Origin of the sequence: Halomonas sp. DP5Y7-2, from assembly GCF_019802025.1 — a bacterium.
Taxonomy (GTDB): Bacteria; Pseudomonadota; Gammaproteobacteria; order Pseudomonadales; family Halomonadaceae; genus Halomonas; species Halomonas litopenaei_A.
Genome location: NZ_JAHVHY010000012.1, coordinates 25,058 through 51,745 on the forward strand (window position 1 = coordinate 25,058; position 26,688 = coordinate 51,745).

21 protein-coding genes are annotated in these 26,688 nt (G+C 60.6%); 13 read left to right on the forward strand and 8 right to left on the reverse strand.

The features are described from left to right. Positions 1-66: 66 nt before the first annotated feature. Positions 67-810: a pyruvate formate-lyase-activating protein gene (pflA, locus tag KUW18_RS19410; protein ID WP_222486379.1), complete on the forward strand. Its 744-nt coding sequence runs from the start codon at positions 67-69 to the stop codon at positions 808-810. Positions 811-942: 132 nt separating this feature from the next. Here pflA and sstT read toward each other — a convergent pair whose 3' ends face one another. From sstT to trpB, 3 genes are all read right to left on the reverse strand, one after another. Further along, a complete protein-coding gene (gene sstT, locus KUW18_RS19415) occupies positions 943-2,172 on the reverse strand; it encodes a serine/threonine transporter SstT (RefSeq protein ID WP_222562185.1) in 1,230 nt (409 codons plus the stop codon). A gap of 298 nt (positions 2,173-2,470) precedes the next feature. Beyond that, positions 2,471-3,316 (reverse strand): tryptophan synthase subunit alpha, encoded by an 846-nt coding sequence (gene trpA / locus KUW18_RS19420; protein ID WP_261396817.1) that lies wholly within the window; start codon positions 3,314-3,316, stop codon positions 2,471-2,473. Between the two features lie 27 nt (positions 3,317-3,343). Further along, a complete protein-coding gene (gene trpB, locus KUW18_RS19425) occupies positions 3,344-4,591 on the reverse strand; it encodes a tryptophan synthase subunit beta (protein ID WP_222239471.1) in 1,248 nt (415 codons plus the stop codon). A 144-nt stretch (positions 4,592-4,735) separates the two neighbouring features. Here trpB and KUW18_RS19430 point away from each other — a divergent pair, with 144 nt between their 5' ends. From KUW18_RS19430 to KUW18_RS19450, 5 genes are all read left to right on the forward strand, one after another. Then, the gene (locus tag KUW18_RS19430) at positions 4,736-5,683 is read left to right on the forward strand and encodes a LysR family transcriptional regulator (protein ID WP_222562178.1); all 948 of its coding nucleotides are present in this window, start codon (positions 4,736-4,738) and stop codon (positions 5,681-5,683) included. A gap of 175 nt (positions 5,684-5,858) precedes the next feature. After that, positions 5,859-6,392 (forward strand): hypothetical protein, encoded by a 534-nt coding sequence (locus tag KUW18_RS19435; RefSeq protein WP_261396818.1) that lies wholly within the window; start codon positions 5,859-5,861, stop codon positions 6,390-6,392. A gap of 24 nt (positions 6,393-6,416) precedes the next feature. Further along, positions 6,417-8,819, forward strand: a complete 2,403-nt coding sequence (locus KUW18_RS19440) for an ATP-binding protein (RefSeq protein WP_222562179.1) — start codon at positions 6,417-6,419, stop codon at positions 8,817-8,819. Positions 8,820-9,154: 335 nt separating this feature from the next. Beyond that, positions 9,155-9,634 (forward strand): molybdopterin-dependent oxidoreductase, encoded by a 480-nt coding sequence (locus tag KUW18_RS19445; protein WP_222562180.1) that lies wholly within the window; start codon positions 9,155-9,157, stop codon positions 9,632-9,634. A gap of 6 nt (positions 9,635-9,640) precedes the next feature. Beyond that, positions 9,641-11,878 (forward strand): ATP-binding protein, encoded by a 2,238-nt coding sequence (locus tag KUW18_RS19450; RefSeq protein WP_222562181.1) that lies wholly within the window; start codon positions 9,641-9,643, stop codon positions 11,876-11,878. Between the two features lie 108 nt (positions 11,879-11,986). On the opposite strand, the gene KUW18_RS19455 is transcribed toward KUW18_RS19450, so the two are convergent. After that, positions 11,987-13,255: a threonine ammonia-lyase gene (locus KUW18_RS19455; RefSeq protein ID WP_222164342.1), complete on the reverse strand. Its 1,269-nt coding sequence runs from the start codon at positions 13,253-13,255 to the stop codon at positions 11,987-11,989. 293 nt (positions 13,256-13,548) lie between these two features. After that, entirely contained in the window at positions 13,549-14,235 is a 687-nt protein-coding gene (locus KUW18_RS19460) for a gamma-glutamylcyclotransferase (RefSeq protein ID WP_261396819.1), read from the reverse strand. A 268-nt stretch (positions 14,236-14,503) separates the two neighbouring features. On the opposite strand from KUW18_RS19460, the gene KUW18_RS19465 reads away from it, so the two are divergent. Further along, positions 14,504-14,944, forward strand: coding sequence for a YtoQ family protein (locus KUW18_RS19465; RefSeq protein WP_206944839.1), 441 nt, complete (start codon positions 14,504-14,506; stop codon positions 14,942-14,944). Positions 14,945-15,090: 146 nt separating this feature from the next. Here the strand turns inward: KUW18_RS19465 and trxA are convergent, their stop codons facing one another. Then, positions 15,091-15,414, reverse strand: a complete 324-nt coding sequence (gene trxA, locus KUW18_RS19470; RefSeq protein WP_206944838.1) for a thioredoxin — start codon at positions 15,412-15,414, stop codon at positions 15,091-15,093. 365 nt (positions 15,415-15,779) lie between these two features. On the opposite strand from trxA, the gene cysB reads away from it, so the two are divergent. Then, a complete protein-coding gene (cysB, locus tag KUW18_RS19475; RefSeq protein WP_206944837.1) occupies positions 15,780-16,751 on the forward strand; it encodes an HTH-type transcriptional regulator CysB in 972 nt (323 codons plus the stop codon). A gap of 91 nt (positions 16,752-16,842) precedes the next feature. Here the strand turns inward: cysB and KUW18_RS19480 are convergent, their stop codons facing one another. Next, positions 16,843-17,586: a phosphoadenylyl-sulfate reductase gene (locus tag KUW18_RS19480; RefSeq protein WP_206944836.1), complete on the reverse strand. Its 744-nt coding sequence runs from the start codon at positions 17,584-17,586 to the stop codon at positions 16,843-16,845. Positions 17,587-17,720: 134 nt separating this feature from the next. After that, positions 17,721-19,091: an aminodeoxychorismate synthase component I gene (gene pabB, locus KUW18_RS19485; RefSeq protein ID WP_222562182.1), complete on the reverse strand. Its 1,371-nt coding sequence runs from the start codon at positions 19,089-19,091 to the stop codon at positions 17,721-17,723. A gap of 220 nt (positions 19,092-19,311) precedes the next feature. Between pabB and KUW18_RS19490 the strand changes: the two genes are divergently transcribed. The 5 genes from KUW18_RS19490 (at position 19,312) to prpF (ending at position 26,114) form a co-directional block, all read left to right on the forward strand. After that, positions 19,312-20,049: a GntR family transcriptional regulator gene (locus tag KUW18_RS19490; RefSeq protein WP_206944834.1), complete on the forward strand. Its 738-nt coding sequence runs from the start codon at positions 19,312-19,314 to the stop codon at positions 20,047-20,049. A 38-nt stretch (positions 20,050-20,087) separates the two neighbouring features. Then, a complete protein-coding gene (gene prpB, locus KUW18_RS19495; protein WP_206944833.1) occupies positions 20,088-20,981 on the forward strand; it encodes a methylisocitrate lyase in 894 nt (297 codons plus the stop codon). Positions 20,982-21,084: 103 nt separating this feature from the next. Further along, positions 21,085-22,212 (forward strand): 2-methylcitrate synthase, encoded by a 1,128-nt coding sequence (gene prpC / locus KUW18_RS19500; protein WP_206944832.1) that lies wholly within the window; start codon positions 21,085-21,087, stop codon positions 22,210-22,212. Positions 22,213-22,323: 111 nt separating this feature from the next. Further along, positions 22,324-24,915: a Fe/S-dependent 2-methylisocitrate dehydratase AcnD gene (gene acnD / locus KUW18_RS19505; protein WP_222562183.1), complete on the forward strand. Its 2,592-nt coding sequence runs from the start codon at positions 22,324-22,326 to the stop codon at positions 24,913-24,915. A 2-nt stretch (positions 24,916-24,917) separates the two neighbouring features. Next, positions 24,918-26,114: a 2-methylaconitate cis-trans isomerase PrpF gene (gene prpF, locus KUW18_RS19510; protein ID WP_222562184.1), complete on the forward strand. Its 1,197-nt coding sequence runs from the start codon at positions 24,918-24,920 to the stop codon at positions 26,112-26,114. Positions 26,115-26,688: the final 574 nt, after the last annotated feature.

A 26,688-nucleotide genomic window follows, 5' to 3' on the forward strand; every position in this document is an offset into this window, starting at 1 on the left:
CGCGACAGCGGCCTCCCTCTGGCTCCGGGAATTTTCCCCGGAGCCCTTTTCTTGCGAGGCCACGCCATGTCCCGTATCGGCCGTCTTCATCATCTCGAGAGTTGCGGTGCCGTCGATGGCCCCGGCATCCGCTTTCTGGTCTTTCTTCAGGGCTGCGTGATGCGCTGTCAGTACTGCCATAACCGGGATAGCTGGGATCTGAAAGGGGGACGCGAGGTCAGCGTGGAAGAGGTCATGGCGGAAGCGCGAACCTATCTACCGTTCATGCGCGCCTCCGGAGGGGGCATCACCTGCAGCGGGGGAGAGGCGCTGCTGCAGCCAGCCTTCGTGCGGGATCTGTTCGTGGCCGCCAAGGCAGAGGGGATGCACACCTGTCTCGATACCAACGGCTACGCCTGCCATTACGACGATGTGCTCGATGCACTGCTTGATGCCACCGACCTGGTGTTATTGGATATCAAGCATATCGACGAAGGGGCCCATCGCGTACTGACGGGGATTTCCTCCCGTCGACCCTTCGCCTTCGCACGCCATCTGGCGGCGATCGGCAAGCCGACCTGGATTCGACAGGTGATCGTGCCGGGCCATACCGATAGCGACGAGATGATGCACCGACTCGGCCAGTTGATTCAGACCCTGGATAACATCGAGCGGGTCGAGCTGCTGCCTTACCATGGTCTGGGCGAGTACAAGTGGGAGGAGCTGGGACAGCACTATCCGCTGGCCGGACTCGAACCTCCGAGTCGCGAGACCATGGAGCGCCTGGTGGCGATTGCCGCTCGCTATCATCCGCAGGTGGTGGCGGGCTGAGTGACGGCGTCATGTGTTTAAACAAGTCTGTCCAGCAGCCCGCTAAGCAACGCCCATTCAGCAATCCTACTCAACAAAGCCCCCGTCACCGCAGGGTGACGGGGGCTTGGTTCGTGCAGCCGCAGGACGGGGTCAGTCGACGGCTGTGCTGCGATCGGCTCTGCGGCTGGCGGCGGCGGTGAACAGCACATCGGTGGACGAGTTAAGCGCGGTCTCCGTGGAGTCCTGCACCACGCTGATGACAAAGCCGATCGCGACGACCTGCATGGCCACATCGGCGGATATGCCGAACAGGCTGGCCGCCATGGGAATCAGCAGTAGCGAGCCACCGGCGACACCCGAGACACCGCAAGCGGCAAGCGCCGAGACGATGCACAGCAGCAGTGCGGTGGCAAAATCGACGCTGATGCCGAGGGTGTGGGCGGCCGCCAGTGTGATCACCGTGATCGTGATGGCTGCGCCGGACATGTTGATGGTGGCACCCAAGGGGATCGAGATGGAATAGGTGTCCTCGTCCAGCTCCAGGCGCTTGCACAACTCCATGTTGACCGGAATGTTGGCGGCGCTTGAGCGTGTGAAGAAGGCGGTGATGGCACTACCGCGAAGGCAGCTGAATACAAGGGGGTAGGGGTTCTTGCGGGTGGTCAGGAAGACGATCAGGGGGTTCGTGACCAGCGCCACGAATACCATGCAGCCGACGATGACGGACAACAGGCGGCCATATTCCATCAGTGCGCCGATGCCGGCTTCGGCCAGGGTGCCGGCGACCAGGCCAAAGATGCCGAGCGGTGCCAGGCGGATCACCCAGCGGACGAGGGTAGAGACCGCGTCGGACAGGTCATTGATCATTCCCTTGGTGGCGGACTGAGCGTTTCTCAGCACCAGGCCGAGGCTGATGGCCCAGACCAGAATAGCCACGAAGTTGGCTTCCATCAGCGCGGCAATCGGGTTGGCGACGGCACTGAGCAACAGGTTGCGTAGGATTTCGATCACGCCGCCGGGAGGGTTGCCGCTGGCCTGGGCGGTATCCAGCGTCAATTCTGTGGGAAACAGGAAGCTTGCGGTGACGGCCACCAGAGCGGCCACCAGGGTGCCGGCAAGATACAGCATGAGCACGCTGTGGATCTGGGTCTGACGACCTCGCTGGTGGTTGGCGATGGCGGCCATCACCAGCACAAACACCAGGACAGGCGCAACGGCCTTCAGGGCAGAGATAAAGACCTGCCCGAGCAGCGAGACCGATGCCGCAAGGTCTGGGGACAGGGTGGCGACAATAATACCCAGCAGGATGCCGATCACAATCTGGGGTATCAGCCCCAGCCGGTTCAGTGCCTTGAAGGGGACGCTCAGGGTGTTGGACATGACTCTGATCTCGAAGCGTGGTGTGTGCATCGACCGTCTCGCGCAGACGGATGGGGCGGCTTGTGGCCGGAAGGGGCGGGATTCTACCATCGCTAACCCGTATTACGGGTTCGACTTAAGCATGAGAATGGCAGAAAGAATATCGCGGGAGCAGACGTCAGGCAGAGGACTGGACGTCGATATCGCATATGTCTGGCAGGAATCGCCGTTATCGTTGCGCTGTACCCATCATGGTAGAGGGCATAAAGACTCGACCACTCCGCGGGAGTGGTCGAGTGATACATGACAAGTGCTCGTGTTAGCGGGAGGGAGCGTGACCTGCCTGGGCCAGCGCGTTGGCAAGCTCGCGCGTCAGCTCCAGCACCGCCTGAGTGCCTGCCTGGGGCGTCTCTCCGCTGGCCTGGGCATCTATCAGAGCGGAGCCAACCACCACGCCATCGGCAAAGGCGCCAATCTCCTTGGCCTGGGCGGCGGTGCGAATGCCAAACCCGACGGCGACGGGAATATCGCTGTGAGCACGGATACGATCCAGCTCCTGCTTGACCCGCTCCGCACTAGGAGCTGCACCACCCGTCACGCCATTGCTGGAGACGTAGTAGAGAAAGCCTGACGTGTTGGCGAGCACGCTGGGTAAACGTTCGGCGTCGGTCGTCGGGGTGGCCAGACGAATAAAGTTCAGACCGGCCTTGGCGGCGGGCAGGCACAGCTCGTCATCGTGCTCCGGCGGCAGGTCCACCACGATAAGGCCATCGACCCCGGCGGCCTTGGCCTGATCGAGGAAGCGCTCGACGCCGCGAGCGTAGATGGGGTTGTAGTAGCCCATCAGCACCACCGGCGTGAGCGTGTCGACTCGGCGGAGTTCGCGCACCATCTCCAGGGTGCGGTCCATGGACTGACCTCCCTCCAGCGCACGCCGGGTAGCGTGCTGAATGGCAGGGCCATCTGCCATGGGGTCGGTGAACGGCATGCCAAGTTCGATCACATCGGCCCCGGCCTCGCCCAGGCCCTTGAGGGTCGCGAGGCTGGTAGCGTAGTCGGGATCACCGGCGGCGATATAGGTCACCAGGGCGGCGCGGCCTTGCTGGCGGGTAGCGGCAAAGCGCTGAGCCAGGCGTCCTTGTGAAGTGGCTGGGGATGTCATCATGTCTCTCCTGAGGATAAGGGGCGCAGGTCAGACCGGGCCATTGGCGGTGTCGAGCCCTAACTCTTCAGCCAAGCATTGCGTCGCGGTGGTCATGTCCTTGTCGCCGCGACCGCTGAGGTTCACCACCATCAGGTGATCCTGGGGGAGGCCGGGCGCACGTTTGATCACTTCTGCCAGGGCATGGGACGACTCCAGCGCAGGAATGATGCCTTCCTTACGGCACAGCAAGGTGAACGCGTCCAGCGCCTCGCGGTCACTGGCGGCCACGTACTCGGCACGCTCAATGGCATGCAGCCATGCATGTTCGGGACCAATGCCGGGGTAGTCGAGGCCGGCGGAAATCGAGTGCGCATCGCTGATCTGTCCCTCCGCATCCTGCAGCAGGAAGGTGCGATTGCCATGCAGCACGCCTGAGCGTCCTCCTTTCAGGCTGGCGGCGTGACGAGGAGTGTCGAGCCCCTCGCCAGCGGCCTCTACGCCAATCAGTGCCACGTCCTGATCATCCAGGAAGGGATGAAACAGTCCCATGGCGTTGGAGCCGCCGCCGATGCAGGCCACCAGGGAGTCGGGCAAGCGTTGTTCCTTGTCGAACAGCTGCTCGCGAACCTCCTGGCCGATGACCGACTGGAAGTCACGCACCATGGCAGGATAGGGGTGAGGGCCTGCCACCGTGCCGATGATATAGAAGGTGGTATCGACGTGGGTGACCCAGTCTCGCAGGGCCTCGTTCATGGCATCCTTCAGGGTCCCATCGCCGGCGGTCACGGGAATCACCTTGGCGCCAAGCAGCTGCATGCGCTGTACATTGGGTTGCTGGCGGTGGATGTCGGTGCTGCCCATGTAGATGATGCACTCCATGCCGAAGCGTGCCGCCACGGTGGCGGTCGCTACACCGTGCATGCCTGCCCCGGTTTCGGCGATGATGCGACGCTTGCCCATGCGGCGTGCCAGCAGAATCTGGCCAAGGGCGTTGTTGATCTTGTGAGCGCCGGTATGCATCAAGTCCTCGCGCTTGAGGTAGATGCGTGCACCACCCAGATGCTCGGTCAGACGTTCGGCAAAGTACAACGGACTCTTGCGGCCCACGTAGTCGGCAGAAAGCCGTGCCAGCTCGTCGGCGAACAGTGGATCTTTGCGAGCTGCTTCATATTCCCGCTGCAGGTCAAGAATCAACGGCATCAGTGTCTCGGCGACAAAGCGTCCCCCGAAGTCACCAAAGAACCCTCTTGAGTCGGGCCCCTGGCGGAGGCTCTGTGTCGTGTCGTGTTGGCTCATCGGAAGCTCCAAAGCTGTCGCGGCGCGACCAGCGCCATGGGTGTCGAGGCCAAGAATAACCGCTGACGGGCACCTGAAAAATCGATATCGTTGCACTAACCTGTGAGAAAAAGTCACATATTTAGCCGTGGGCGGAGGGGCATCATGACAGATCAGGGACGCCGGGGAGCGCCCGTCACCTTGGCAGGGGACAGGCTGCCGTCAATGCGAGCGCTGAGAGCTCTGGAGGCGGTAGCGGAGCTGGGCAGCGTGTCCCGGGCCGCGACCGCGTTGCACCTTACCCACGGGGCCGTGAGCCGTCAGATCAAGGGGCTTGAGCAGCAGCTGGGCGTGCACCTGCTGGAAAGGGAGGGCAGAGGAGTGCGCCTGACCGAGGCGGGTCAGGAGCTCGCCGATGCCATCGGCTTCCATCTAGGAGCGTTATCCAGAGTGTGCAGTGACGTGTCGCAGCGGGGACAGGGGCGCCCCTTTGTGCTGAACTGCCCCGGCTCATTTCTGGCGCGCTGGTTTATCCCGCGCCTGGCGGCGCTGAAGACGGCACTTCCGACGTTGGAACTGCACCTGAGCGCCAGTGAAGAAGGGGAAGGTGTGCCGCCAGGAGCGGACGGTGTGCTGCGGTTCCAGCGCCTGCCCGATAGCCCCGACGAGCGTGCGCTTATTCGAGTGCTGGGGAAGGAGCGTATCGGCCCTGTCCACAGCCCGCACTATCAGATCGCGTCCACTCAAGGGGCGGACCGGCGGCAGCCGCAAGAGCTCCTGGGGCATCCTTTGCTGCATACTCGCTCGCGGCCGTCAGCCTGGAGTGACTGGTGTTCCCAGCAGGGGATGAGCGTTGAAGGCCTCTCCATGGGACAGGGCTTCGAGCATCTTACCTATATGCTCGAGGCGACACTGGTGGGGCTGGGCGTGGGCATCTCCCCGGACTATCTGGTGGAAGACGACGTGCGTGCTGGGCGTTTGCTTGCTCCTTGGGGGTTCGTGACCACGGAGGCCTGTCTGACCCTGCATTTGGCCTCCGGGGCGCAGGGCCCGCGTAATCCTCATGCCAATGATCTGGCGGACTGGTTGGCGGCTGAACTTGGCCGATCATAAGGCGCCGCTGGTGCCATGGCAGAGGGCAAGGGGGGCATGTCGTCGGGCCATAGAGCACTGATGGGGGGCATGGGAGCCCTTGCGTTTCATCACGTGACGAATTGTGTCCTATGATTTACTATTTTAACATTCGGTACGGCTGAATCAGCATACAAGCGAAGACGATAAGCCGGAAATGCCTCCGAGCATCGAGCTCGGCAAAGGGGGGAATGTGCGATATCGCTGGCATCTTGCGGTTCTTGGGCTGACCTTGGTGTCTTCCCTGGCAATGGCGCTTGAGCGGCCTGCTGGCAAACCCTTGCTGAAGGTATCCGGCGATATTGGTATCACCAACGTGGGTGATCAGGCATGGTTTGATCGCGATATGCTACTTGCGCTGGATCAAGGGCGCATTAGCACCCACCTTCCCTGGTACGACGGAGCATCGGTCTACGACGGTCCACTGCTGATGGCCTTGCTGGAGGCAGTAGATGCTCGCGGCATGGAACTGCGGGTTGCGGCACTGAATGATTTTGCGGCGACCATTCCCGTGGAAGACGCGAGGGATTTCGGCATTGTCCTGGCGATGTCTCGCGATGGCAATGCGCTCGAGGTGCGCCATCAAGGCCCTCTGTTTGTCATCTATCCCTTTGATGAGCGGCCCCATCTCTATAACGCGGTGTACCTGACGCGCTCGGTCTGGCAAGTGGAGTCCATCGATGTGCGTTGACGTCTTGCGGCCCAGGGTCCGGACATGCTGAGCTTGCCCTATCGCTCGCGGGTAGCCGCGACAGCCACCGTGATGTTCTTCGTGGCCGCGTTGGTCGCGGGCGGTTTGACCTTTGATCGCCAGCAGGAACTTCAGCATCGAATTCTGGATACTGTCACCTGGAATCTGTATCAATTCGATCGCATGGTGCGAGAGATGCGCATCCTTGTGGCCGAAGCGCCGGCTGATGCCATCGATGAGCTGGCGCTGGACTTCGAGATTCTGCAAGGGCGCAATGACCTGTTACGACAAGGGCAAACCCGCGCCTTCCTGCGTCAGACCCAGGCCTCCCAAGCGCTTTATCTGCAGAGTGAACAGCTGATTGACGAGCTGGCTGTGCGGGTGGGTGATCTCGTGGCCGGGGCGCCGCTGGATAAAGCGGCAAGAGCGTCACTGCGTCAGACGCTGACGCAGCTGCAGTCTTCAAGTCTCGACATGTTGCTGCAGCATAAGGCTAGCGTGGCTGAGATCCGCACCCGTGACACGCAGTCGTTACTGCGCCTCTATGGGGTGGTGCTGGCCTGTATCGTGTTGATCATGGGGGCTGGCACCGTACTGGTTCTGGCTCTGATGCGTGAAGGACGTGCGCATACGCTCAAGGCCGAGCTGCTCCAGGCGCAGTCTCGCGCATTGAAGGATGCGGTGGAGAGAGCCGAGAGCGCAAGCCGCGCCAAGACCGACTTCATGGCGATCATGAGTCACGAGATGCGCACGCCGTTGAGCGGCGTCATGGGTATGGCTGACCTGCTGCGGGACGAAACTCTGAGTGAACAGGGCAAGCGCCATATCGAGGGCCTCGAGGCCAGTGCGACCGGGCTGAAAAGCGTCATTAACGATGTGCTTGATTTCACTCGTCTGGAAAGCGGGCGCATCGATGTGGAGCAGGAACCCTTTGCCCTGCGGGGAATGCTCGAGCAGGCGACGCTTGGGTATCGTTCACGCCATCAGAGCGACGTACAGTTCTTGATGCGACTGGCCCCTGACCTGCCGGATTGGGTACTTGGCGATCTGCATCGGCTGCGCCAGGTCCTGCAGAACCTGCTCAACAATGCGTTCAAGTTCACGCGCCAGGGCTTCGTGATGCTGCGCGTCAGCCGCGCTCAGGATGAGAGAATTTCGTTTGTGGTCTATGACACGGGATGCGGTATCTCGAAGCAGGATGTGGATCGCGTCTTCGAGCCCTTCGAGCAGTCTGACTCGGTCATGGCCCGACGCCACGATGGTGCCGGCCTGGGGCTTCCCATCGCCCGTAATCTGGTCCGCGCCATGGGCGGAGACCTCAAACTGGACAGCCAGTTGGGCAGTGGCTCCCGTTTCTGGTTCGAGCTGCCATTACCTGCCTGCGACGAAGCGGCGCTGGAGGAGACCTCTGATAGCGCTGCGCTAGAGGCGTTGGCACCGCATCATGTCCTGGTGGTGGATGACAATCCGCTGAATAGCGAGCTGGTGGCCAGTATGCTGGCCCGGCTGGGGCAGTCCTGCGAGCGGGTCGCCAATGGCGAGGAAGCCCTGCAAGTCTTGGCAAAACGCGAGTTTGATCTGGTCTTGATGGACTTGCAGATGCCGGTAATGGATGGCTGGGAGACGACCCGAAGGTGGCGTGACAAGGAACGCTCTGGGCGAGGTGTGGATGGCGATGAAGACTACCGTCTGCCGATCATTGCAGTGACGGCCAACGTGCTGCCAGAGCATCGCAGGGCAAGTTTGGAGGCGGGCATGGACGACTTGATCGGCAAGCCCTTCACGCGCCACGACCTTGCCTGCGTGCTGGAGCGCTATCCTTCACGGGTCTACCCCTCTCTGGACGGCAAGGGCGTTGTCCAACAGGGTGTTGTTCACAAGCCCGCTGATGGTTCTTACCACGACCCCGCTGATGGCTCTCTCGGAAAAACCGCTGATGGCTCTTTCCCAAAAGCCGCTGATGGCTCTTTTCACAACCCCGCTGATGGCTCTTTCCACAACCCCGCTGATGGCTCTTTCCACAACCCCGCTGATGGCTCTTTCCACAAACCCGCTGAGGGCTCTGTCGACCGCCCAGCAGTGATCGCCTCCACCACCCTTCAGGAGTTGCGTTCGATGGTCTCCGCGGATGCTTTGGAGCGCATGGTGCGTGGCTATCTCGCGCGCTTTCCGGCCCGCATCGCGCGTATGTCTCAAGCCCGTGAGGAAGGTGACCTGTCGGTGCTGGTGTCCGAGGCCAGCGAGTTACAGCATGCATCCCGTACCCTGGGATGTCGTGCGGTGGCCGAGGTTGCGCAGCGACTTCTGGACTGCGTTGGGGAGCAGCGGCTGGAGGCGGTCGCGTCCTTGATCAGCGAGCTAGAAGAGATGGGCACCCAGACTGGCCTGGCCTGGCGCCAGGAAGGTGTGTTCGACAGCTTGCGCTAAACCCGTTTTGCCGCGTGCTTGACTGACTGACCCCAAGGGTTCTGCTCTCACCGTTGTTGCTTCGCCTGTGGCTGGCGCAGGCTCTGCGAATGGCGCACGGCTGTGTAATGGGGCGCTGTCTCTCAATCTCATTGCCGATCTTGAGGACAGTTTACGCTCTTTCGCGGCCGTTGGTGCTGTGATCAGGGTTGACCCAGAGTTTCCCTTGAGGCAGCACTGGCAGTAGCATATTGCTGATACGGCACAGTTTCGCAGGAAGGCTCGGTATTCAGCGGAGAGATTTTATGCAGCGGCAGCAGGGATGGTGCAGCAAAGCAAGACAGACGTGGCGACTCATGGCTCTGGTGATGTTGCTGATGGCGACAGGCCCTTCGCTGGCTCTGGAGTCTCCACAGGAGCGTGTCATTCTCACTCTTTCCGGTCAGCTGACGTCTCCCAACGTCGAAGACGAAGCCCACTTCGATGCTCGTATGCTGGAGTCCTTGCCCCAGCATGACGTGATCACCGGTAATCCTTGGATAGACGGTCAGTCGCGGTTCTCTGGTCCTCTTCTGCGCGATGTGCTCGATGCCGCTGGTGCTGAAGGCAGTGAGCTGCGTGTGATCGCGATCAAGGATTACGAGTCGCTGATTCCGATTGAAGATGCCGAGCAGCATGACGTCATTCTGGCCATGCGCCGTGATGGCGAGCCCATGCGCATTCGCGACAAGGGGCCGCTGTTCGTGATCTACCCTTTTGACGAAGAGCCTGACCTCAAGACGAACATCTACTTCAGTCGTTCTGTCTGGCAGGTCGCTCGAATCGAGGTGCGCTGATTGGCCATGCCCCAGCTTCTGCGCATCAAGGCGCCCGCCGTTGCCGCCATCGTCTTCATCGTTGCCGTGGTGATCACGGGCGGCTTGATCTATGACCGCAGTAACTCACTTCACCACCGTGATATCGATACGGTCACCTGGACGCTCTACCAATATGATCGTGCGTTGAGGGATCTGCGGTTGGCGCTTTGGCAACGGGGCGATACGGAGTTGGATGAAACGTTGCTGGAGTTCGAGCTGCTCTACGGACGCTTCGTGTTCTTGCTCGAAGGACAGGCGGCGAACTTCCTGGCCAATCATGCAGCAGCAGGTGAACTGATCGGCGAGATAGAAGGCATCATGCAGTCCCTGGACGAGCGCTTTGCTGCGCTCGCCAATGGCCAGCTCGCCTATGATGAGGACCTGAGGCGATCGCTGAACAACCGCCTGGCAGATGCCCAGGAGTTAAGTCGTCAATTGATGTTACAGCATGGCCGAGTATCCGCCGAAGAACGCAGCAGGGATATGCATGTGCTGGATCAACTCTACGTCGCCATGCTGATTGCCGTGCTACTGTCCCTGGTGGCCGGCGGTGTACTGATCTGGGCGCTGGTCAAGGAGGCACGCCAGCATCGGCAGAAGACGCAGTTGCTGGAAGCTCAGTCTGAGGCGTTGCGCGAAGCCTACCATCGCATGGAGGTGGCAAACCGTGCGAAGTCCGACTTCATGGCGATCATGAGTCATGAAGTACGCACGCCCCTGAACGGAGTGCTGGGAATGGCCGACCTGCTGTGCGATGAAGCCCTCAGTGAGCAGGGGCGTCGGCAAATTGAAGGGTTGCGGGACAGTGCTGCGGGACTGCGATCGGTCATTAACGATGTGTTGGACTATACCCGCATTGAGGCCGGTCACCTGGCCGTCGAGCGCCAGCCCTTCCAATTGCCCAGGATGCTCGACCAATTGGCCACGGGCTATCAAACCCAGAGTCGTAGCAATGTCCAGTTCCTGATGCGGGTCGCTCCTTCTCTTCCTGCCTGGGTGGACGGAGACGTACACCGACTTCGCCAAGTGTTGATGAACTTGCTCAACAATGCCTTCAAGTTTACCGAGAGTGGCTTCGTCATGCTGAGGGTTGCCGGCAAGGGCGATGACGTGTTGACGTTCATGGTCTACGACACCGGCTGTGGAATCGCCGAGGAAGATCAGCGGCGCATTTTCGAACCCTTCGAGCAGACAGACTCTGCATTGTCCCGGCGTCATGAAGGAGCGGGCTTGGGCTTGGCCATTTGCTCACAGCTGGTGGCCGCCATGGGCGGCGAGCTCAAGGTGGAAAGCCAGCCAGGCTCGGGAAGCCGCTTCTGGTTTGATCTTCGTCTGCCGGTGGTGGAAGGAGTAGAAGAGGCGACCAGCCCTTCCTCACAGGCCTTGTCCTGCCGTCATATCCTGGTGGTCGAGGATAATGCTCTGAATCGAGAACTGGTGGTGGCGATGCTGTCGCGGCTGGGCCAGACCTGCGAGCTGGTGGGCAATGGCCAGCAGGCGTTGGAAGTGCTGATGCAGCGCAACTTCGATCTGGTTCTGATGGACATGCAGATGCCGGTGATGGACGGGCTGGAAACCACTCGCCGCTGGCGAGCCCATGAGCAGGCAATGGCTGATCAGGGCCACCGGGTCAGGCGACTGCCGGTTATTGCCGTCACCGCCAATGTGATGCCCGAGCACCATCGTGCCTGTCTGGATGCAGGGATGGATGATGTCATCGGGAAACCGTTCTCGCGAAGAGAGCTGGCCGAGATGTTGCGTCAGTATGTTCAACGAGACACGCTGATGGTGAAGTCTGCCGCAGTGGCGGCAGACGGCGAAGAGGTGACGCCGACGGTCGTGGCCCCGATGCTGGAAACCCAGATCAGTGTGGACGAGACCTTGCTGTCGGGAGACACCGTCGAGGAGCTGCGTCAGGTGCTCTCACCGCAGGCCCTCAGTCGCATGATCGCCAGCTATCTGCAGCGCTACCCGGCGCGACTGGGGGAGATGCGTGATGCACTGTCGCAGCATGACCACGGGCAGCTGGCGCAGCTGGCCCACGATATCAAGGGGATTTCGGCCTCGTTAGGCTGTCAGGCCGTCGAGGCTCAGGCTGCCCGCGTGGAACAACTCGCCCAGGAGAGACAAGTGACAGAGCTTGGTACTCAGCTGAATGTCCTGGCTCAGTTGGGGCCTGCGACAGGCAATGCACTGCGCTCCGCGGGGCTGTTGCGAGAATGATGCTGGCAGAGGGATGTTAGGGGTGCCCCAGTGGCGATTCACCTGGCGATTCAACTGGCTATGCCACTGGGGCCATGCGCCTGACTCAGCACTCGCAGTGCTGCGTGCTCAGCGCTGGGAGGTATCCTTTGGCTCGCCAGCGCTGGCGTAGCGTTCATCGGGGTGGACTTCGTTGGCGGGCATCACCGGGTCGTAGCCTTCGCGGCGAAGCGCTGCCAGGACGTCGCGGGTGTGCTCACTGCCGAGGGTTTCCAGGGTGGCCTCCACTTCTGTCGCTCGCAGGGAAAGGTCGGTAAAGGTGCGCTGGTGGGTGATGCTGATGACATTGGCGCGCTGCTCAGCCAGCAGCTGCGTGAGCTCGGACAAGGAGCCCGGGACATCCGAGATGCCGACCCGCACGCGCACGATCCTGCCGGACCTGACCAGTCCTCGTTGAATCACAGACGATAGCGCCTGCATGTCGATATTGCCGCCGCACAGTACCAGTCCTACCTTGCGACCACGGAAACGCTCGGGTTGGCTCAGCACCGCGGCAAGTCCTGCGGCACCAGCGCCCTCTGCCACCGTCTTCTCGATTTCCAGCAGCATCAGGATGGCGCGCTCGATATCCGCTTCATCGACCAGCAGGATGTCACCGACGTGCTGTCGGATCAGCTCCCGCGTGATCTGGCCGGGCTGCTTCACCGCAATGCCTTCTGCAATGGTGGCACGCCCGCAGTGAATCGGCTCGCCGGCCAGGGCTTGCTGCATGGCAGGGAATCGTGCGGTCTGCACGCCAAGAAGATCGATGGAGGGGTTAAGTCCCTTGGCCGCGACGGCGTTGCCTGCCATAAGCCCACCACCGCCGATGGGAATGACCAGCGCCTCGAGTGACGGCTCGTCCTCCAGCATTTCGAGTGCGATAGTGCCCTGGCCTGAAATCACCTTCTCATCGTCGTAGGGATGGACGAAGACGTAGTCATGTTCGGCGGCCAGGCGCGCCGCGTAGGCACCTGCCTCGTCAACGCCATCTCCCTGCAGATGGACCTCGGCCCCCAGAGCACGGGTATTGCTGACCTTCAGGTTTGGGGTGTGACGCGGCATGACGATGACGGCGTGGATGCCCAGCCGCGAAGCGTGATAGGCCACGGCCTGGGCATGATTGCCGGCTGACATGGCGATGACGCCACGTTTGCGCTCCGCTTCGGTCAGGGCGAGCAGGTGGTTGAGCGCACCGCGTTCCTTGAAGGCAGCGGTGAACTGGTGATTCTCGAACTTGATATACAGCTCGCAACCGGTCAGGCGCGACAGGGTGGCAGAGTGCAGCAACGGGGTGCGCACGATGTGGCTACCAATGGCGTCAGCGGCGTGTCTGACGTCTTCAAGAGTGACGCTCATCTGGGATCTCCAGCGAGTAAAGGGCAGAAGCGGCCTGTCGGCTGTCGGCTGTCGGCTGTCGGCTGTTGGCTGACAGGGCTCGGGCTGCCGTAAAGCGCAGTGGTCGATCAGATCACCGCGAGCGGTCCATGCGGTCAAGGCACGGTGTACTGCCAACGATCATCGAAAGAAGCCGTATAAGACAGGTCAGCGGCATTCGATCAGCGATAACAGGTCAAGACCTACGCTTCGAGAGCAGTTTTTCGAGAACGGTTTTCGGAGAACAGTGTGCGGAGAACAGGGCAGGGCGGCGCTCACTCAAGACAAGACGACTGAGGGGCCGCCTGGCGCATTCGCTGGCGTAACCGCTGTGCCAGTTGGAAGACGTGGGCATCGTCGCCGCCAAGACCGTTCAGCGCATCCGCGAGGTTCAGCAGATAATCGCTGTTGGGGCCGCTGGGTCCGTGGGATCGGGCGATCTGCTGGACGATGTGATCGACCGGTGCATCACCAAGGTATGCCGGGTTGTCACTACTGGCGATATACACCAAGCCCGTTGCTGTCTGAAGTGTGGCCGAGACCTGGTGCTGGTTCCGGGGCTGATCGCCATTCGTCCCATGGTCGACGAAGTGCAGGGTGACACTGGCTCGCAGATAGCCATTCTTCTCGCGCAAATCCAGTGGGCTGAGCGCTTCGGGGCCGATCAGGTAGGCCATGCCCAGGCATGATGCGCCTTCCTCACGCACCAGGGTGGCGACCCTCCCGGGCGCGTCTGGTGTCCCCCGATGATCGTGGGATCCTTGCCAGAAGCGTCGGCTGTAGCCATGAATGAGGGCGGGACGACGCTTGCGATAGGCGATGTCGGCCTTCCAGATGAGCGAACCGTAGCCAAACAGCCAGAAGGTGTCCTGGCTGGCGAAGTGGCCCTGACGACGATTGATCTCGCGCGTATCTGCCGAGGACATCGGTGCTGCGTTGTCAGTGGGGTCCGTGTCTTGCATCTAGGTTCCTTGTCGCCGTCTCTCATCGGTGGTGGCCATGAAGAAGGCAGTGTCAGCGGTCGGCACGTGGTTGTGTGGTTCAGACCACCAGGTATCATGGCTGAGCCAGAGGGCGCTCCATGTCCCGTCATCACCACCCGAATAAAATTAACAGCTGGCCGGCTCAGAGAGAAGAGGGGCCGCGCCGTGCTCGCGAGGCCTGCCTCGGATGAGGCGGTGAGTGTGCTTCTTGAAACAGCCGGTCTAACCCTACAAAGGAAACGATGCAATGAGCTTTACCGTCTACCTGTCTGGAGAGATACATACCGATTGGCGTGAGGAGATCAAGCAGGGTGCCCGGGAGGCGGGGCTCGACGTCGTCTTCACCCAGCCGGTGACCGACCATGATGCCAGTGATGCAGCTGGTGATATGCTCGGCGTGCCCGGGGAGGGCTTTTGGCGGGACCATCAGTCATCGCGGGTCAATGCGATTCGCACCAGAACCCTGATCGGCGAGAGCGACCTGGTCATCGTGCGCTTTGGTGACAAGTACAAGCAATGGAATGCGGCCTTCGACGCGGGGTACTGTGCGGCGCTTGGCAAACCCTATGTCACCCTGCACGCAGAAGAGATCGTGCACCCTCTTAAGGAGGTCGACGCTGACGCTCAGGCTTGGGCGACCAGCACTGATCAGGTGGTGGAGATCCTGCGCTACGTGCTGCGCAAGTAAGCGCGCTAGTGGCCTGGCAGCATGCCGAGATGAAGTCATAAAAGCATCGAACCCGACGCCTGTTCACAGGCGTCGGGTTCGATGTGTCAGCACTGACTCGCCTTATGCAGGCGGTGCCGTGCCGAGCGCTCGTCAGGTCATGCTGCTCAGGCGTTCTGTTCGATGAACTGGGTCAGCTGAGACTTCGACTGAGCGCCCACCAAGGAAGCAACCTTGGCGCCTGACTTGAACAGCATGACGGTGGGCACACCGCGCACGCCCTGCTCGGCGGCGATCTCAGGGGCGTCGTCCACATTGATGCTGACCACCTTGAGGGCGCCGTCACGCTCTTCGGCGACTTCATCGACCACCGGTGCCATCACCTTGCACGGACCGCACCAGGGAGCCCAGAACTTCAGCAATACCGGGGAATCGGCCTGCAGAACTTCCTGCTCGAAGTTGGCATTGGTGACATCGACATTGTTAGCCATGTGTTTCTCCATATATGTTGCGCTTCATCGAGCGGAATGGGGGACATGTCCGCCATGTCCGGTGGCACGATGGTAGCGGTCGGCCAATACGCTGGCAAATATTGGGTCGATAGTTTCTTAGTCAGCTTACGAACCGCTGCAATCGATCTCATTATGCTATAAAGTAATCACCGCAGGGTTCTTTATGGCGCTTTGGCATGTGCCGGGCGGCGGTGGCCCCTCTTACGAACGAGTCCGTTGCCATGGCAACTATTGTACGTAAAAGGCATTTACGCCATGCCGAACATGGCTGATACCTCCATTGAGCGCCTTGCCGCATCTCTCTTGCACCAATCCGACGACTTCGGACGAGGTAAGCTCCGGCCATGAAATTACAGCAGCTGCGCTACATCTGGGAGGTTTCCCGCCACAACCTCAATGTATCGGCGACCGCCCAGAGTCTGTTCACCTCCCAGCCAGGGATCTCGAAGCAGATCCGCCTGCTCGAGGACGAGCTGGGGGTGGAGATTTTCGCGCGCAGTGGCAAGCACCTTACCCGAGTCACCCCGGCCGGCGAAGCGATCATCGAGCTGGCCGGTCAGGTGCTGCGGTTGACGGCCAATATCAAGGATGTGGCTCAGGAACATTCGGATGAGCGACGTGGAAGCCTGGCCATTGCCACTACGCACACCCAAGCCCGGTATTGTCTGCCCCCCGTGATTCAGTCGTTCACCCAGCGATATCCTGACGTGGCCTTGCACATGCAGCAGGGGACGCCCAAGCAGATTGCTCAGATGGTGAGTGAAGGGCAGTCGGACTTTGCCATCGCCACCGAATCTCTTGAACTCTTCAATGATCTCGTGCTGTTGCCCTGCTACCGCTGGAATCGCTGCGTGCTGGTGCCACGCGATCATCCGTTGGCGGGGGTAGAGCGACTGGGCCTGGATGAGCTGGCCGAACACCCCCTGGTGACCTACGTTTTTGGCTTTACCGGTCGGTCTCAGCTCGACGATGCCTTCAGGGCTCGGGGCCTGTCGCCCAATGTGGTGCTGACGGCCGCTGATGCCGATGTGATCAAGACCTATGTGCGGCTTGGCCTCGGCGTGGGCATCGTGGCGCACATGGCGGTGGACGAAGAGCTGGATCATGATCTGGTGGCGCTGGATGCCAGCCATCTGTTTGACAGTTCCACCACCAAGATCGGCATTCGTCGAGGAACCTTCATGCGTGGCTACATGTATGACTTCCTGAAACAGTTTGCCGACCACCTTGATCGAGATCTGGTGGATGCGGCGCTGGCGGCAGGGCCCCGGCATGAGCACACCCTGTTCGAGGGTATCGAGCTGCCAGTTCGCTGAGGTAAGCAGCAGAAGCGTAGTCGCAGGACACCAAAAAGCGCCCCGAAGGGCGCTTTTTTTGGTTCAGCTCGACGCTCGTGGCGGTGGACGCTTAATCCTTGGCGGCCACCGGAGGCAGGTTGAGGACATGCAGACCGCACTCCTTGCCGCCCTGGTCTTCCCACCACCAGCGTCCTTCACGTTCGTGCTGACCGGGAAGGATGGGCCTGGTGCAGGGCGCGCAACCAATGCTGACGTAGCCCTGCTCATGCAGACGGTTGTAAGGCACATCGAAGGAGCGGATGTAGTTCCAGACGTCTTCACTGGACCAGTGGGTCAATGGATTGATCTTGTACAGCGGTGATGACTCACTGCCGAAGGTGGTGTCGCGTTCAGCGATCTGCAGCTGGGAGCGGGTGCCTGGGCTTTGGTCGCGACGCTGCCCGGTGACCCAGACGGGGAGTCCGGCCAGGCGTTCACGCAATGGCGCTACCTTGCGAATGCCGCAGCACTGCTGGTGGCCATCCTGATAGAAGCTGAACAGGCCCTTCTCGCGAACCAGGTCCTGAACTGCCTGCTGATCAGGAAAGCGGATGTCTATCTCGATGGCGTAGTGCTCGCGCACCCGCTCGATAAACTCGTAAGTTTCCGCATGCAGCCGTCCGGTATCCAGGCAGAAGACGTGCACCTTATCCTTGGGCGCCACCTTGAGGGCCAGGTCGATCAGCACCACGTCTTCGGCACCGGAGAAGGAGACTGTCAGCTGGCCGAAGGCCTCATAGGCGGCTTTCAGGATGTTCTTGGGCGTCGCCTGGTCATGTTCCAGGACGAAGGCATTGGGGTCAAAGGGCGTCACGGCGACCTCCAGTGTGTGTTTTGCCGCTACCCTACCAAAAGGCGCTAGTCCGGCCCCAATATCGATTGGTTCGGTTCTTATATAGCGTTTATCGATTAGCGATAAGGGTTCTTATTCCCATTGGTTTGGGCGGGTCAGTCCTGATGGCTGCTATCGCCCAGGGCTGACATCAGGTGTCGAATCTTGTCCCGGGTCTCAGTGTACTCAGCGTCTGCCTCGGAATCGGCCACTAGGCCACCGCCTCCCCAGATATGCAGGTGCTTGTCATCGGCCACCACCGTGCGAATCGCGATGGACGTGTCCATATGGCCACGAACATCGACATAGCCGAGGCTGCCGCAGTAGGCACTGCGTCTGTCTGGCTCCAGTTCGTCGATGATCTGCATGGCGCGAATCTTGGGTGCCCCGGTGATGGATCCCCCAGGGAACGCTGCTTCCATCAGGGTCAGCGGTGGCGTGTGTGGCGGTAGCTTTCCACTCACGATGCTGACCAGGTGATGCACGTTGGCGTAGCTTTCCAGACCGCACAGCTGGGGAACGTTCACACTGCCGGTTTCGCAGACTCGCCCCAGGTCATTGCGTAGCAGGTCCACGATCATGACGTTCTCGGCTTGGTCCTTGACGCTTTGCCGTAGTTCTTCAGCGAGGGCCAAGTCTTCGGCCGGCGACTGCCCGCGAGGACGAGTGCCCTTGATGGGTCGTGCTTCCACGGTACCTTCCCGGCATTCGATAAAGCGCTCTGGAGACACCGACAGGAGACCTTGTTCAGCGTGACGGCCTTGCCACGACATGAATCCGGAAAAGGGCGTTGGGGTCGCCGCTCGAAGGCGCCGGTAGGCTCCCCATAGATCGCCCTGGTAGCGTGCCGAGTAGCGCTGGGCAAGATTGATCTGGTAGCAGTCTCCTGCCCGAATGTAGTGCTGAACACGCTCAAAGCGGTCGCGGTAGGACGCTTCGTCGAGGTTGGAGGTGAAGCGGGATGTCAGTGTGAAGTGACTGTCTTCGGCAGGCTCGAGCAGCCAGGCGAGGACCCGCTGACGTCGCGCCGCGTCGGCAACGAGATAGCTGCGTTGTTGCTCGTGGTCCTGAATCAAGGCCCAGTCGTAAAGGCCCAGTCGTGCCAGGGGAAGTCGGGTGCTTGCGCGTGCCGGGCCTTTGACTCCGGCGATAAGACGACCCAGGTCATAGCTCCAATAGCCGATCAAGCCTCCGAGAAAGGGCAGCTCGGAGACCAGGTCTGTCTTTGGCAATCGGTCCAGCAGGCGTTGCTGAGCGGCGAAGGGAGAGCCCGTCACAAGGTTGCCTTCCGCATCCCACGCCTTGCCCAGCGGGTCGATCTCCAGTTGATCGAGCGGATCACTGGTCAAGATATCGAACCTCCCGCCGGGAGCCTTAGGCCTGCCGCTGTCCAGCAGCACAGCACCAGGTCTCGAGCGGAGTGACTCGAAATAGCCGAGTGGCGTGGGCTGATAGGGCATTGGCGTGATGTCTAGCTGGGCGTTCATGCGGGGCCTCGGGTAGTGCAGGCTGCGTATTCTACGGCCAACGCAAACACTTGTCGTTGTTGCCGCGGGCGTTGCCTCAACGCTGCATTTGTCACCGTGCTGACACCTTGGGTTGTATTGTCTACAACCAATGGCTAAGGTTGTGGTCCTTACCGGGCATTGACCCAGTCTTTGGCCTGTCTTACATTCCTGTTATCCATTTATTGTCGACAATCAAGCCATGACCAGCGCTGAACACGAGATAGTGGTACCCCCCGAAGTCAGGACCCTGGCAGAGCGTGTTTTCCACCAGCTGCAGGACGCCATCGTCCGTGGTGAGCTGGCGCCTGGCAGCAAGATCACCGAGCCGGGCCTGTCGAAGGCCTATGGCATATCCCGTGGTCCACTGCGAGAAGCCATGCGCCGCCTTGAAGCGCACCGCTTGATCGAGCGCGTGCCCCACGTCGGGGCGCGGGTGGTCAAGCTGTCGATGAAAGAGCTGATGGAGCTTTTCGATGTACGCGAGGCGCTCGAGAGCATGGCGGCGAGAATCGCGGCCGAGCACATGACGGCCAGCGAGATAGCCGGGCTGAGAGAGGTCCTGGCCGTGCACGAGAAGCAGGCGGACCTGGCCAGCGGTGAAGCCTATTACCAGCGCGAGGGCGATCTGGATTTTCACTACCGCATCGTGCTCGGTAGCCACAATCGGATGCTCATGGCGTTGCTGTGTGATGACCTCTACTACCTGGTGCGCATGTATCGCACTCAGTTCAGTGCCAGCGGTGCCAGACCGCAGAAGGCGTTTGTCGAACACCACCGTATCGTCGACGCCATTGAGGCAGGGGACGCCGAGCTTGCCGAGCTGCTGATGCGACGCCATGTCAGCGCTTCCCGCGAGAACGTCATGGCCCGCTATGCCGCCTCTCTCGAAGGCCGTGACGAGCCCGATGTGGTCATCGGTGCTGACCTCGGTAGCTGATGGCCTATTTTTCGACCCCACCATGATTGGAGACTTGCATGACATCCCCTAGCTCAATGACGCCGGGCGCTCGCTTCCGCGCAGCCCTTGCCGCCCATACGCCGTTACCCATCGTCGGCACCATCAATGCCTACACCGCGATGCTGGCCGAACGTGCAGGCCACCAGGCGATTTACCTGTCCGGCGGGGGGGTTGCCAATGCGTCCTTCGGTCTGCCTGATCTGGGCATGACCACCATGAATGATGTGGTGGAAGATGCCCACCGCATCTGCGGTGCCAGTGACCTGCCACTGCTGGTGGATATCGATACTGGCTGGGGTGGGGCCTTCAACATCGCGCGCACGGTCAAGGAAATGCAGCGTGCAGGCGTGGCTGCCGTGCACCTGGAAGACCAGGTGGCGCAGAAGCGCTGTGGCCACCGTCCCAACAAGGCCATCGTCTCCCAGCAGGAGATGGTGGATCGCGTCAAGGCGGCGGCGGACGCCCGCATCGATCCGGATTTCTACCTGATCGCGCGTACCGATGCCTTTCAGAAAGAGGGGCTGGATGCTGCCATCGAGCGCGCCAATGCGTGCATCGAGGCAGGCGCTGACGCCATCTTCGCTGAAGCCGTGCATACCCTGGATGACTACCGCGCGTTTTGTGCTCGGGTTGATGCACCGATTCTCGCCAATATCACAGAGTTCGGAGCGACCCCGCTGTTCAGTCAGCAGGAGTTGGCCGAAGTGGGCTGTCGTCTGGTCCTGTATCCGCTTTCAGCCTTCCGGGCGATGAACGCAGCAGCGCTTCAGGTGTATCAGAGTATTCAAAGCAACGGTCACCAGCGCGATGTGGTGGACATGATGCAGACCCGTGAAGAGCTCTACGACGTGCTGGGCTACCACGAGTTCGAACGCAAGCTGGACGCGCTGTTCGCCGAGGGCAAGGACTGACATCACATCGGCTCGCCAGATGATGCGGTGACGCGCTTTCGCGCTCAATCACGCTTAATCATTTTTTATAACAACGACCAACGATGACATAAGGAGCTACGCCATGGCTGACAAACCGATCGGAGGCGCTGGGTTGCGCGGGCAAAGTGCTGGTGCCACGGCATTGTGCACGGTGGGACAGAGTGGGTCGGGGCTGACCTATCGCGGCTACGATATCAAGGAGCTGGCAGACAAGGCCCGCTTCGAGGAGGTCGCCTACCTGCTGTTGAAGGGAAAGCTGCCCAACCAGCGTGAACTTGACGACTATATTGCCAAGCTCAAGAGCTTGCGGGGTCTGCCCGATGCCTTGAAGACCGTACTGGAGCAGATCCCGGCGGATGCCCACCCCATGGACGTCATGCGTACCGGCGCATCCATGCTCGGCAATCTCGAGACGGAAGCCGATTTCGGCCAGCAGCAGGATGTCGCCGACCGTCTGCTGGCGGCGCTGCCATCCATCATCTGCTACTGGTACCGCTTCAGCCATGATGGAGTGCGTATAGAGACCGAGACAGACGATGCGTCTATCGGCGGTCACTTCCTGCACTTGCTGCGCGATGCGCCCGCGTCAGAGCTGCATGCCAGAGTGATGAACGTCTCGCTGATCCTTTACGCAGAGCACGAGTTCAACGCCTCCACCTTTACTGCGCGGGTCTGTGCCTCGACCTTATCCGACATGCACTCCTGCGTGACCGGGGCGATTGGTTCGTTGCGCGGTCCGTTGCATGGCGGTGCCAACGAGGCAGCCATGGCGATGATCGAGAATTGGCGGAGCCCGGAAGAAGCCGAGCAGGAAATCCTCGGCATGCTGGAGCGCAAGGAAAAGATCATGGGGTTCGGCCACGCCATCTACCGCGAGTCCGATCCCCGCAATGCCATCATCAAGGAGTGGTCCAAGAAGCTCTCGGAGGACGTTGGTGACAGCTTCCTGTATCCGGTGTCGGAGCGGGTTGAAGCGGTCATGTGGCGTGAGAAGAAACTGTTCTGCAACGCCGATTTTTTCCATGCCAGCGCCTACCACTTCATGGACATTCCGACCAAGCTGTTTACACCGATCTTCGTGTGCTCGCGGGTGACAGGCTGGTGCGCTCACGTGTTTGAGCAGCGTGACAATAACCGCATCATTCGTCCCAGCGCCGACTACACCGGGCCTGCACACTCTGACTGGGTGCCGATCGAGCAGCGCGATTGACGCAACACTCGCATATCGGCCAGCAGCGGCAGGCACTCTGCCTGCCGCTTCTTCTAACAACATGTGTCATCGAGCCGCAATCGATGGTGCAAGCGACCGTGAACTCCTGCCATGAATACCGATTTCCGAAAGCCGCTCCCCGGCACTGAGCTGGACTACTTTGACACCCGGGAAGCGGTGAATGCCATCGCCGACGGCGCCTATGAGCGTTTGCCTTACACCTCCCGAGTGCTTGCGGAAAACCTGGTCAGGCGCTGTCCTCCGGAGGATCTCAGGGCATCTCTGTCACAGCTCATCGAACGCAAGCGGGATCTGGACTTCCCCTGGTTCCCGGCGCGTGTCGTGTGTCATGACATCCTGGGACAGACTGCCCTGGTAGACCTGGCAGGGTTGCGTGACGCCATCGCCGAAAAGGGCGGTGACCCGGCAAAGGTCAACCCTGTGGTGCCGACCCAACTGATCGTCGATCACTCGCTGGCGGTGGAGCATCCGGGGTTCGAGGAGGGCGCCTTCGAAAAGAACCGCGCTGTCGAGGATCGGCGCAACGAGGACCGCTTCCACTTTATCAATTGGACCCGTGAGGCCTTCGAGAATGTCGACGTCATTCCCCCGGGCAACGGCATCATGCACCAGATCAATCTGGAGAAGATGTCGCCGGTGATTCAGGCGCGGGAGGGCGTTGCCTTCCCGGATACGCTGGTCGGCACCGACAGTCATACGCCCCATGTAGACGCACTGGGCGTCATTGCCGTCGGTGTGGGCGGCCTGGAGGCCGAGAGCGTGATGCTGGGTCGAGCCTCTTACATGCGTCTACCGGATATCGTCGGGGTAGAGCTTAGCGGCAAGCCACAGCCGGGTATCACGGCGACAGACATTGTGCTGGCCCTGACCGAATACCTGCGGTCGGAGCGGGTGGTATCCAGCTATCTGGAATTTTTCGGTGAAGGCGCCGCGCACCTGACCTTGGGTGACCGGGCTACGATCTCCAACATGACACCGGAATATGGTGCCACCGCGGCCATGTTCTACATCGATGACCAGACGCTGGACTATCTGAGGTTGACCGGACGGGAGCCTGAACAGGTCGCCCTGGTCGAAACCTATGCCAAGGAAGCGGGGCTGTGGGCGGACAGTCTGGTCGATGCCCAGTACGAACGCGTGCTGCACTTTGACCTGTCCACGGTCGAGCGCACTCTGGCCGGTCCGTCGAGTCCCCATAACCGGGTATCCACCCGTGAGCTGGAAGCGCGGGGGATTGTGGCGCCCTATGAAGAGACGCCTGGCCAAATGCCGGATGGGGCGGTCATCATTGCCGCCATCACGAGCTGTACCAACACCTCGAACCCACGCAACGTGATCGCGGCGGGTCTGCTCGCCAAGCGCGCCAATGAGCTGGGCCTGACGCGTAAGCCATGGGTCAAGACATCGCTGGCGCCTGGATCCAAGGCCGTACAGCTCTATCTGGAAGAATCCAGCCTGCTGAGTGAGCTGGAGCAGCTTGGTTTCGGCATCGTCGGCTTTGCCTGTACCACCTGTAACGGCATGAGCGGTGCACTGGATCCCGAGATTCAGCGAGAAGTGGTCGAGCGTGACCTGTACGCAACGGCCGTGCTGTCAGGCAATCGTAACTTCGATGGCAGGATACATCCCTATGCCAAGCAGGCATTTCTTGCCTCGCCGCCTCTTGTGGTCGCCTACGCCATCGCGGGCAGTGTGCGCTTTGATATTGAAAAAGGCGTGCTGGGTCATGACTCCGAGGGCAACCCCATCACCTTGAAGGAGCTGTGGCCAGCGGATGAAGAGATCGACGCGATCATTGCCGAGAGCGTCAAGCCGGAACACTTCCGCGATGTCTACATTCCGATGTTCGACACCACGTTTGACAGGTCCAAGGAGATCAGCCCGCTGTATGACTGGCGTGAGATGAGCACCTACATTCGCCGTCCTCCTTATTGGGAAGGCGCGCTGGCAGCCGAGCGGTCCCTGACGGGGCTGAGGGCGCTTGCAGTATTGGGTGACAACATCACGACCGATCACCTGTCGCCGTCAAACGCCATCCTGCCGACCAGTGCCGCTGGCGAATACCTCGCCAAGATGGGCTTGCCGGAAGAAGACTTCAACTCCTATGCGACCCATCGAGGAGACCATCTCACCGCCCAGCGCGCGACCTTTGCCAACCCCAAGCTGGTAAACGAGATGGCGGTGGTAGACGGTGAGGTCAAGCAGGGATCGCTGACTCGGCTCGAGCCTGAAGGTGAGGTGATGCGGATGTGGGAAGCGATCGAGACCTACATGTCGAGAAAGCAGCCGCTGATCGTGATTGCTGGCGCCGACTATGGGCAGGGGTCCTCTCGAGACTGGGCAGCCAAAGGGGTGAGGCTGGCCGGCGTCGAGGTGATCGTGGCAGAAGGGTTCGAGCGTATTCACCGTACCAACTTGATCGGCATGGGAGTGCTCCCCCTGGAGTTCCTGCCGGGAACGACGCGCAAGACGCTGGGAATCGATGGCAGCGAGACCTTTGATGTCAGCGGTGATATCCAGCCCAGTGCCCGCTTGACGCTCAAGATTCAGCGAGGGAATGGAGAGGTCGAGGACGTTGCTGTCACCTGCCGCATCGATACCTTTGAAGAGCTGTCGATCTACAGTGCTGGCGGTGTCTTGCAGCGGTTTGCTCAGGATTTTCTTGAGTCGGAGGTAGCGTGACCATGGCGAACCTGCCGCAGCTTCGTATTCCCGCTGTTTACATGCGTGGTGGTACCAGCAAAGGAACGTTTTTCCGCCAGGACGACCTTCCTGAATCTGCACGTCGCCCTGGGCCAAGCCGAGACGCTTTGTTGATGCGGGTGGTGGGTAGCCCGGATCCCTACGGCAAGCACACTGATGGCATGGGGGGCGCCACCTCAAGCACCAGCAAGGTTGTCATCGTCAGTACCAGCGAATCACCAGATCATGACGTCGACTACCTGTTCGGCCAGGTGTCCATCGACAAGCCGTTCGTCGACTGGAGCGGCAATTGTGGCAACCTTTCGTCAGCCGTCGGCCCCTTCGCCATCGAGAGTGGAATGATTGCGCCCGAGCGCATTCCCCATGATGGTGAGGTCGAGGTGCGAATCTGGCAGGCCAATATTGGCAAGACGATCGTCTCTCGTGTGCCGGTGCGCAACGGCCGGGTACAGGAAACCGGCGAGTTCGTGCTGGACGGCGTCGCCTTTCCCGCCGCTGAGATTCACCTCGCCTTCAAGGATCCCGCCGATGGGGAGGGCAGCATGTTTCCCACGGGGCACGTCGTCGACGAGCTCAGCGTGCCTGACGATATCGTGGCCGGAGGGAGGATCGACGCTACCCTGATCAACGCAGGCATCCCGACGATCTTTGTCGATGCCGCGGATCTCGGTTACCGGGGAGACGAGCTCCAGGAAGACATCAATGAGGATCCTGCTGCGCTAGCCCGGCTTGAAGCGTTGCGTGCGCATGGTGCGCTCAAGATGGGGCTTATCAACCGGCTAGAGGACGCGGCGAATCGGCAGCACACGCCTAAGCTTGCGTTCGTTGCCCCTCCCAGGAGCTACGCGGCGTCCAGCGGTAAGTCGATAGAGGCCGGCGATATCGACCTTCTGGTCAGGGCGATGTCGATGGGTAAGCTGCACCACGCCATGATGGGAACCGCTGCCGTCGCTATTGGTGTGGCTGCCGCCGTGCCTGGCACCTTGGTCAACCGCGCTGCCGGAGGCGGCAATGAGCGAGCCTCGGTTGTCTTTGGTCATCCCTCCGGCACGCTGCGGGTAGGGGCAGGCGTCATGCAGCAGGAGAATGAGTGGGTCGCCGAGGAGGCCACCATGAGTCGTAGCGCACGCATCCTGATGGAAGGTCTGGTGCGCGTGCCTCAGGACGGCATCGAGTAGGTTGTAGCGGCTAGTTTTCGCCTGCGTTCAGCCATCGTGAAGAAGGCTCGGACAGCGCCTGACATTTTTTAAAAAATCCCTTGCCAAGCCGGCAGTAGATCCGTAAAGTACGCATCCGCTGCCGGCGACGAGCAAACGTCACAGGCGGTGAAGAGTGGTAAAAGTAGTTGATTTGAAAAGGCTTTTTTTAGCTTCTCGGAAAAATCACTGCTTGACGAGCAACGAGAAATCGGTAAAATGCTCGCCACTTGATCGGAGTCGTCGACAGGGCATTGAAAGATGCACTGAGGCACGCTTCGCTCTCTTTTGAAGTCTGCGAGCATCGCTTGCGGGACGCAAAAGAAAGCGCTTGACGAAACGCTTCGATTCTGTAGAATACGCCTTCCTCGCAGGGCGCTGGGCAAAGCGCTCGGCAACAGCGAGACGCTCATTGAACTCATTAGAGTCAAGAGCACGCTCTTTAAAAATTGATCAGGTAATTCATGTGGGCGCTTGCCGATGAGTCAGTGACAATGTCACTGAAATATCAAGGCAAGCGACTCGTCAAACGAGACGTTTGAACCTTGAGCCAAGT

Bases quoted from the DNA above. Each gene is read 5' to 3' on its own strand.
- pflA (WP_222486379.1), top strand. From the start codon at position 67: ATGTCCCGTATCGGCCGTCTTCATCATCTCGAGAGTTGCGGTGCCGTC.
- sstT (WP_222562185.1), bottom strand. From the start codon at position 2,172: ATGTCCAACACCCTGAGCGTCCCCTTCAAGGCACTGAACCGGCTGGGG.
- trpA (WP_261396817.1), bottom strand. From the start codon at position 3,316: ATGATGACATCCCCAGCCACTTCACAAGGACGCCTGGCTCAGCGCTTT.
- trpB (WP_222239471.1), bottom strand. From the start codon at position 4,591: ATGAGCCAACACGACACGACACAGAGCCTCCGCCAGGGGCCCGACTCA.
- KUW18_RS19430 (WP_222562178.1), top strand. From the start codon at position 4,736: ATGACAGATCAGGGACGCCGGGGAGCGCCCGTCACCTTGGCAGGGGAC.
- KUW18_RS19435 (WP_261396818.1), top strand. From the start codon at position 5,859: ATGCCTCCGAGCATCGAGCTCGGCAAAGGGGGGAATGTGCGATATCGC.
- KUW18_RS19440 (WP_222562179.1), top strand. From the start codon at position 6,417: ATGCTGAGCTTGCCCTATCGCTCGCGGGTAGCCGCGACAGCCACCGTG.
- KUW18_RS19445 (WP_222562180.1), top strand. From the start codon at position 9,155: ATGGCTCTGGTGATGTTGCTGATGGCGACAGGCCCTTCGCTGGCTCTG.
- KUW18_RS19450 (WP_222562181.1), top strand. From the start codon at position 9,641: ATGCCCCAGCTTCTGCGCATCAAGGCGCCCGCCGTTGCCGCCATCGTC.
- KUW18_RS19455 (WP_222164342.1), bottom strand. From the start codon at position 13,255: ATGAGCGTCACTCTTGAAGACGTCAGACACGCCGCTGACGCCATTGGT.
- KUW18_RS19460 (WP_261396819.1), bottom strand. From the start codon at position 14,235: ATGCAAGACACGGACCCCACTGACAACGCAGCACCGATGTCCTCGGCA.
- KUW18_RS19465 (WP_206944839.1), top strand. From the start codon at position 14,504: ATGAGCTTTACCGTCTACCTGTCTGGAGAGATACATACCGATTGGCGT.
- trxA (WP_206944838.1), bottom strand. From the start codon at position 15,414: ATGGCTAACAATGTCGATGTCACCAATGCCAACTTCGAGCAGGAAGTT.
- cysB (WP_206944837.1), top strand. From the start codon at position 15,780: ATGAAATTACAGCAGCTGCGCTACATCTGGGAGGTTTCCCGCCACAAC.
- pabB (WP_222562182.1), bottom strand. From the start codon at position 19,091: ATGAACGCCCAGCTAGACATCACGCCAATGCCCTATCAGCCCACGCCA.
- KUW18_RS19490 (WP_206944834.1), top strand. From the start codon at position 19,312: ATGACCAGCGCTGAACACGAGATAGTGGTACCCCCCGAAGTCAGGACC.
- prpB (WP_206944833.1), top strand. From the start codon at position 20,088: ATGACATCCCCTAGCTCAATGACGCCGGGCGCTCGCTTCCGCGCAGCC.
- prpC (WP_206944832.1), top strand. From the start codon at position 21,085: ATGGCTGACAAACCGATCGGAGGCGCTGGGTTGCGCGGGCAAAGTGCT.
- acnD (WP_222562183.1), top strand. From the start codon at position 22,324: ATGAATACCGATTTCCGAAAGCCGCTCCCCGGCACTGAGCTGGACTAC.
- prpF (WP_222562184.1), top strand. From the start codon at position 24,918: ATGGCGAACCTGCCGCAGCTTCGTATTCCCGCTGTTTACATGCGTGGT.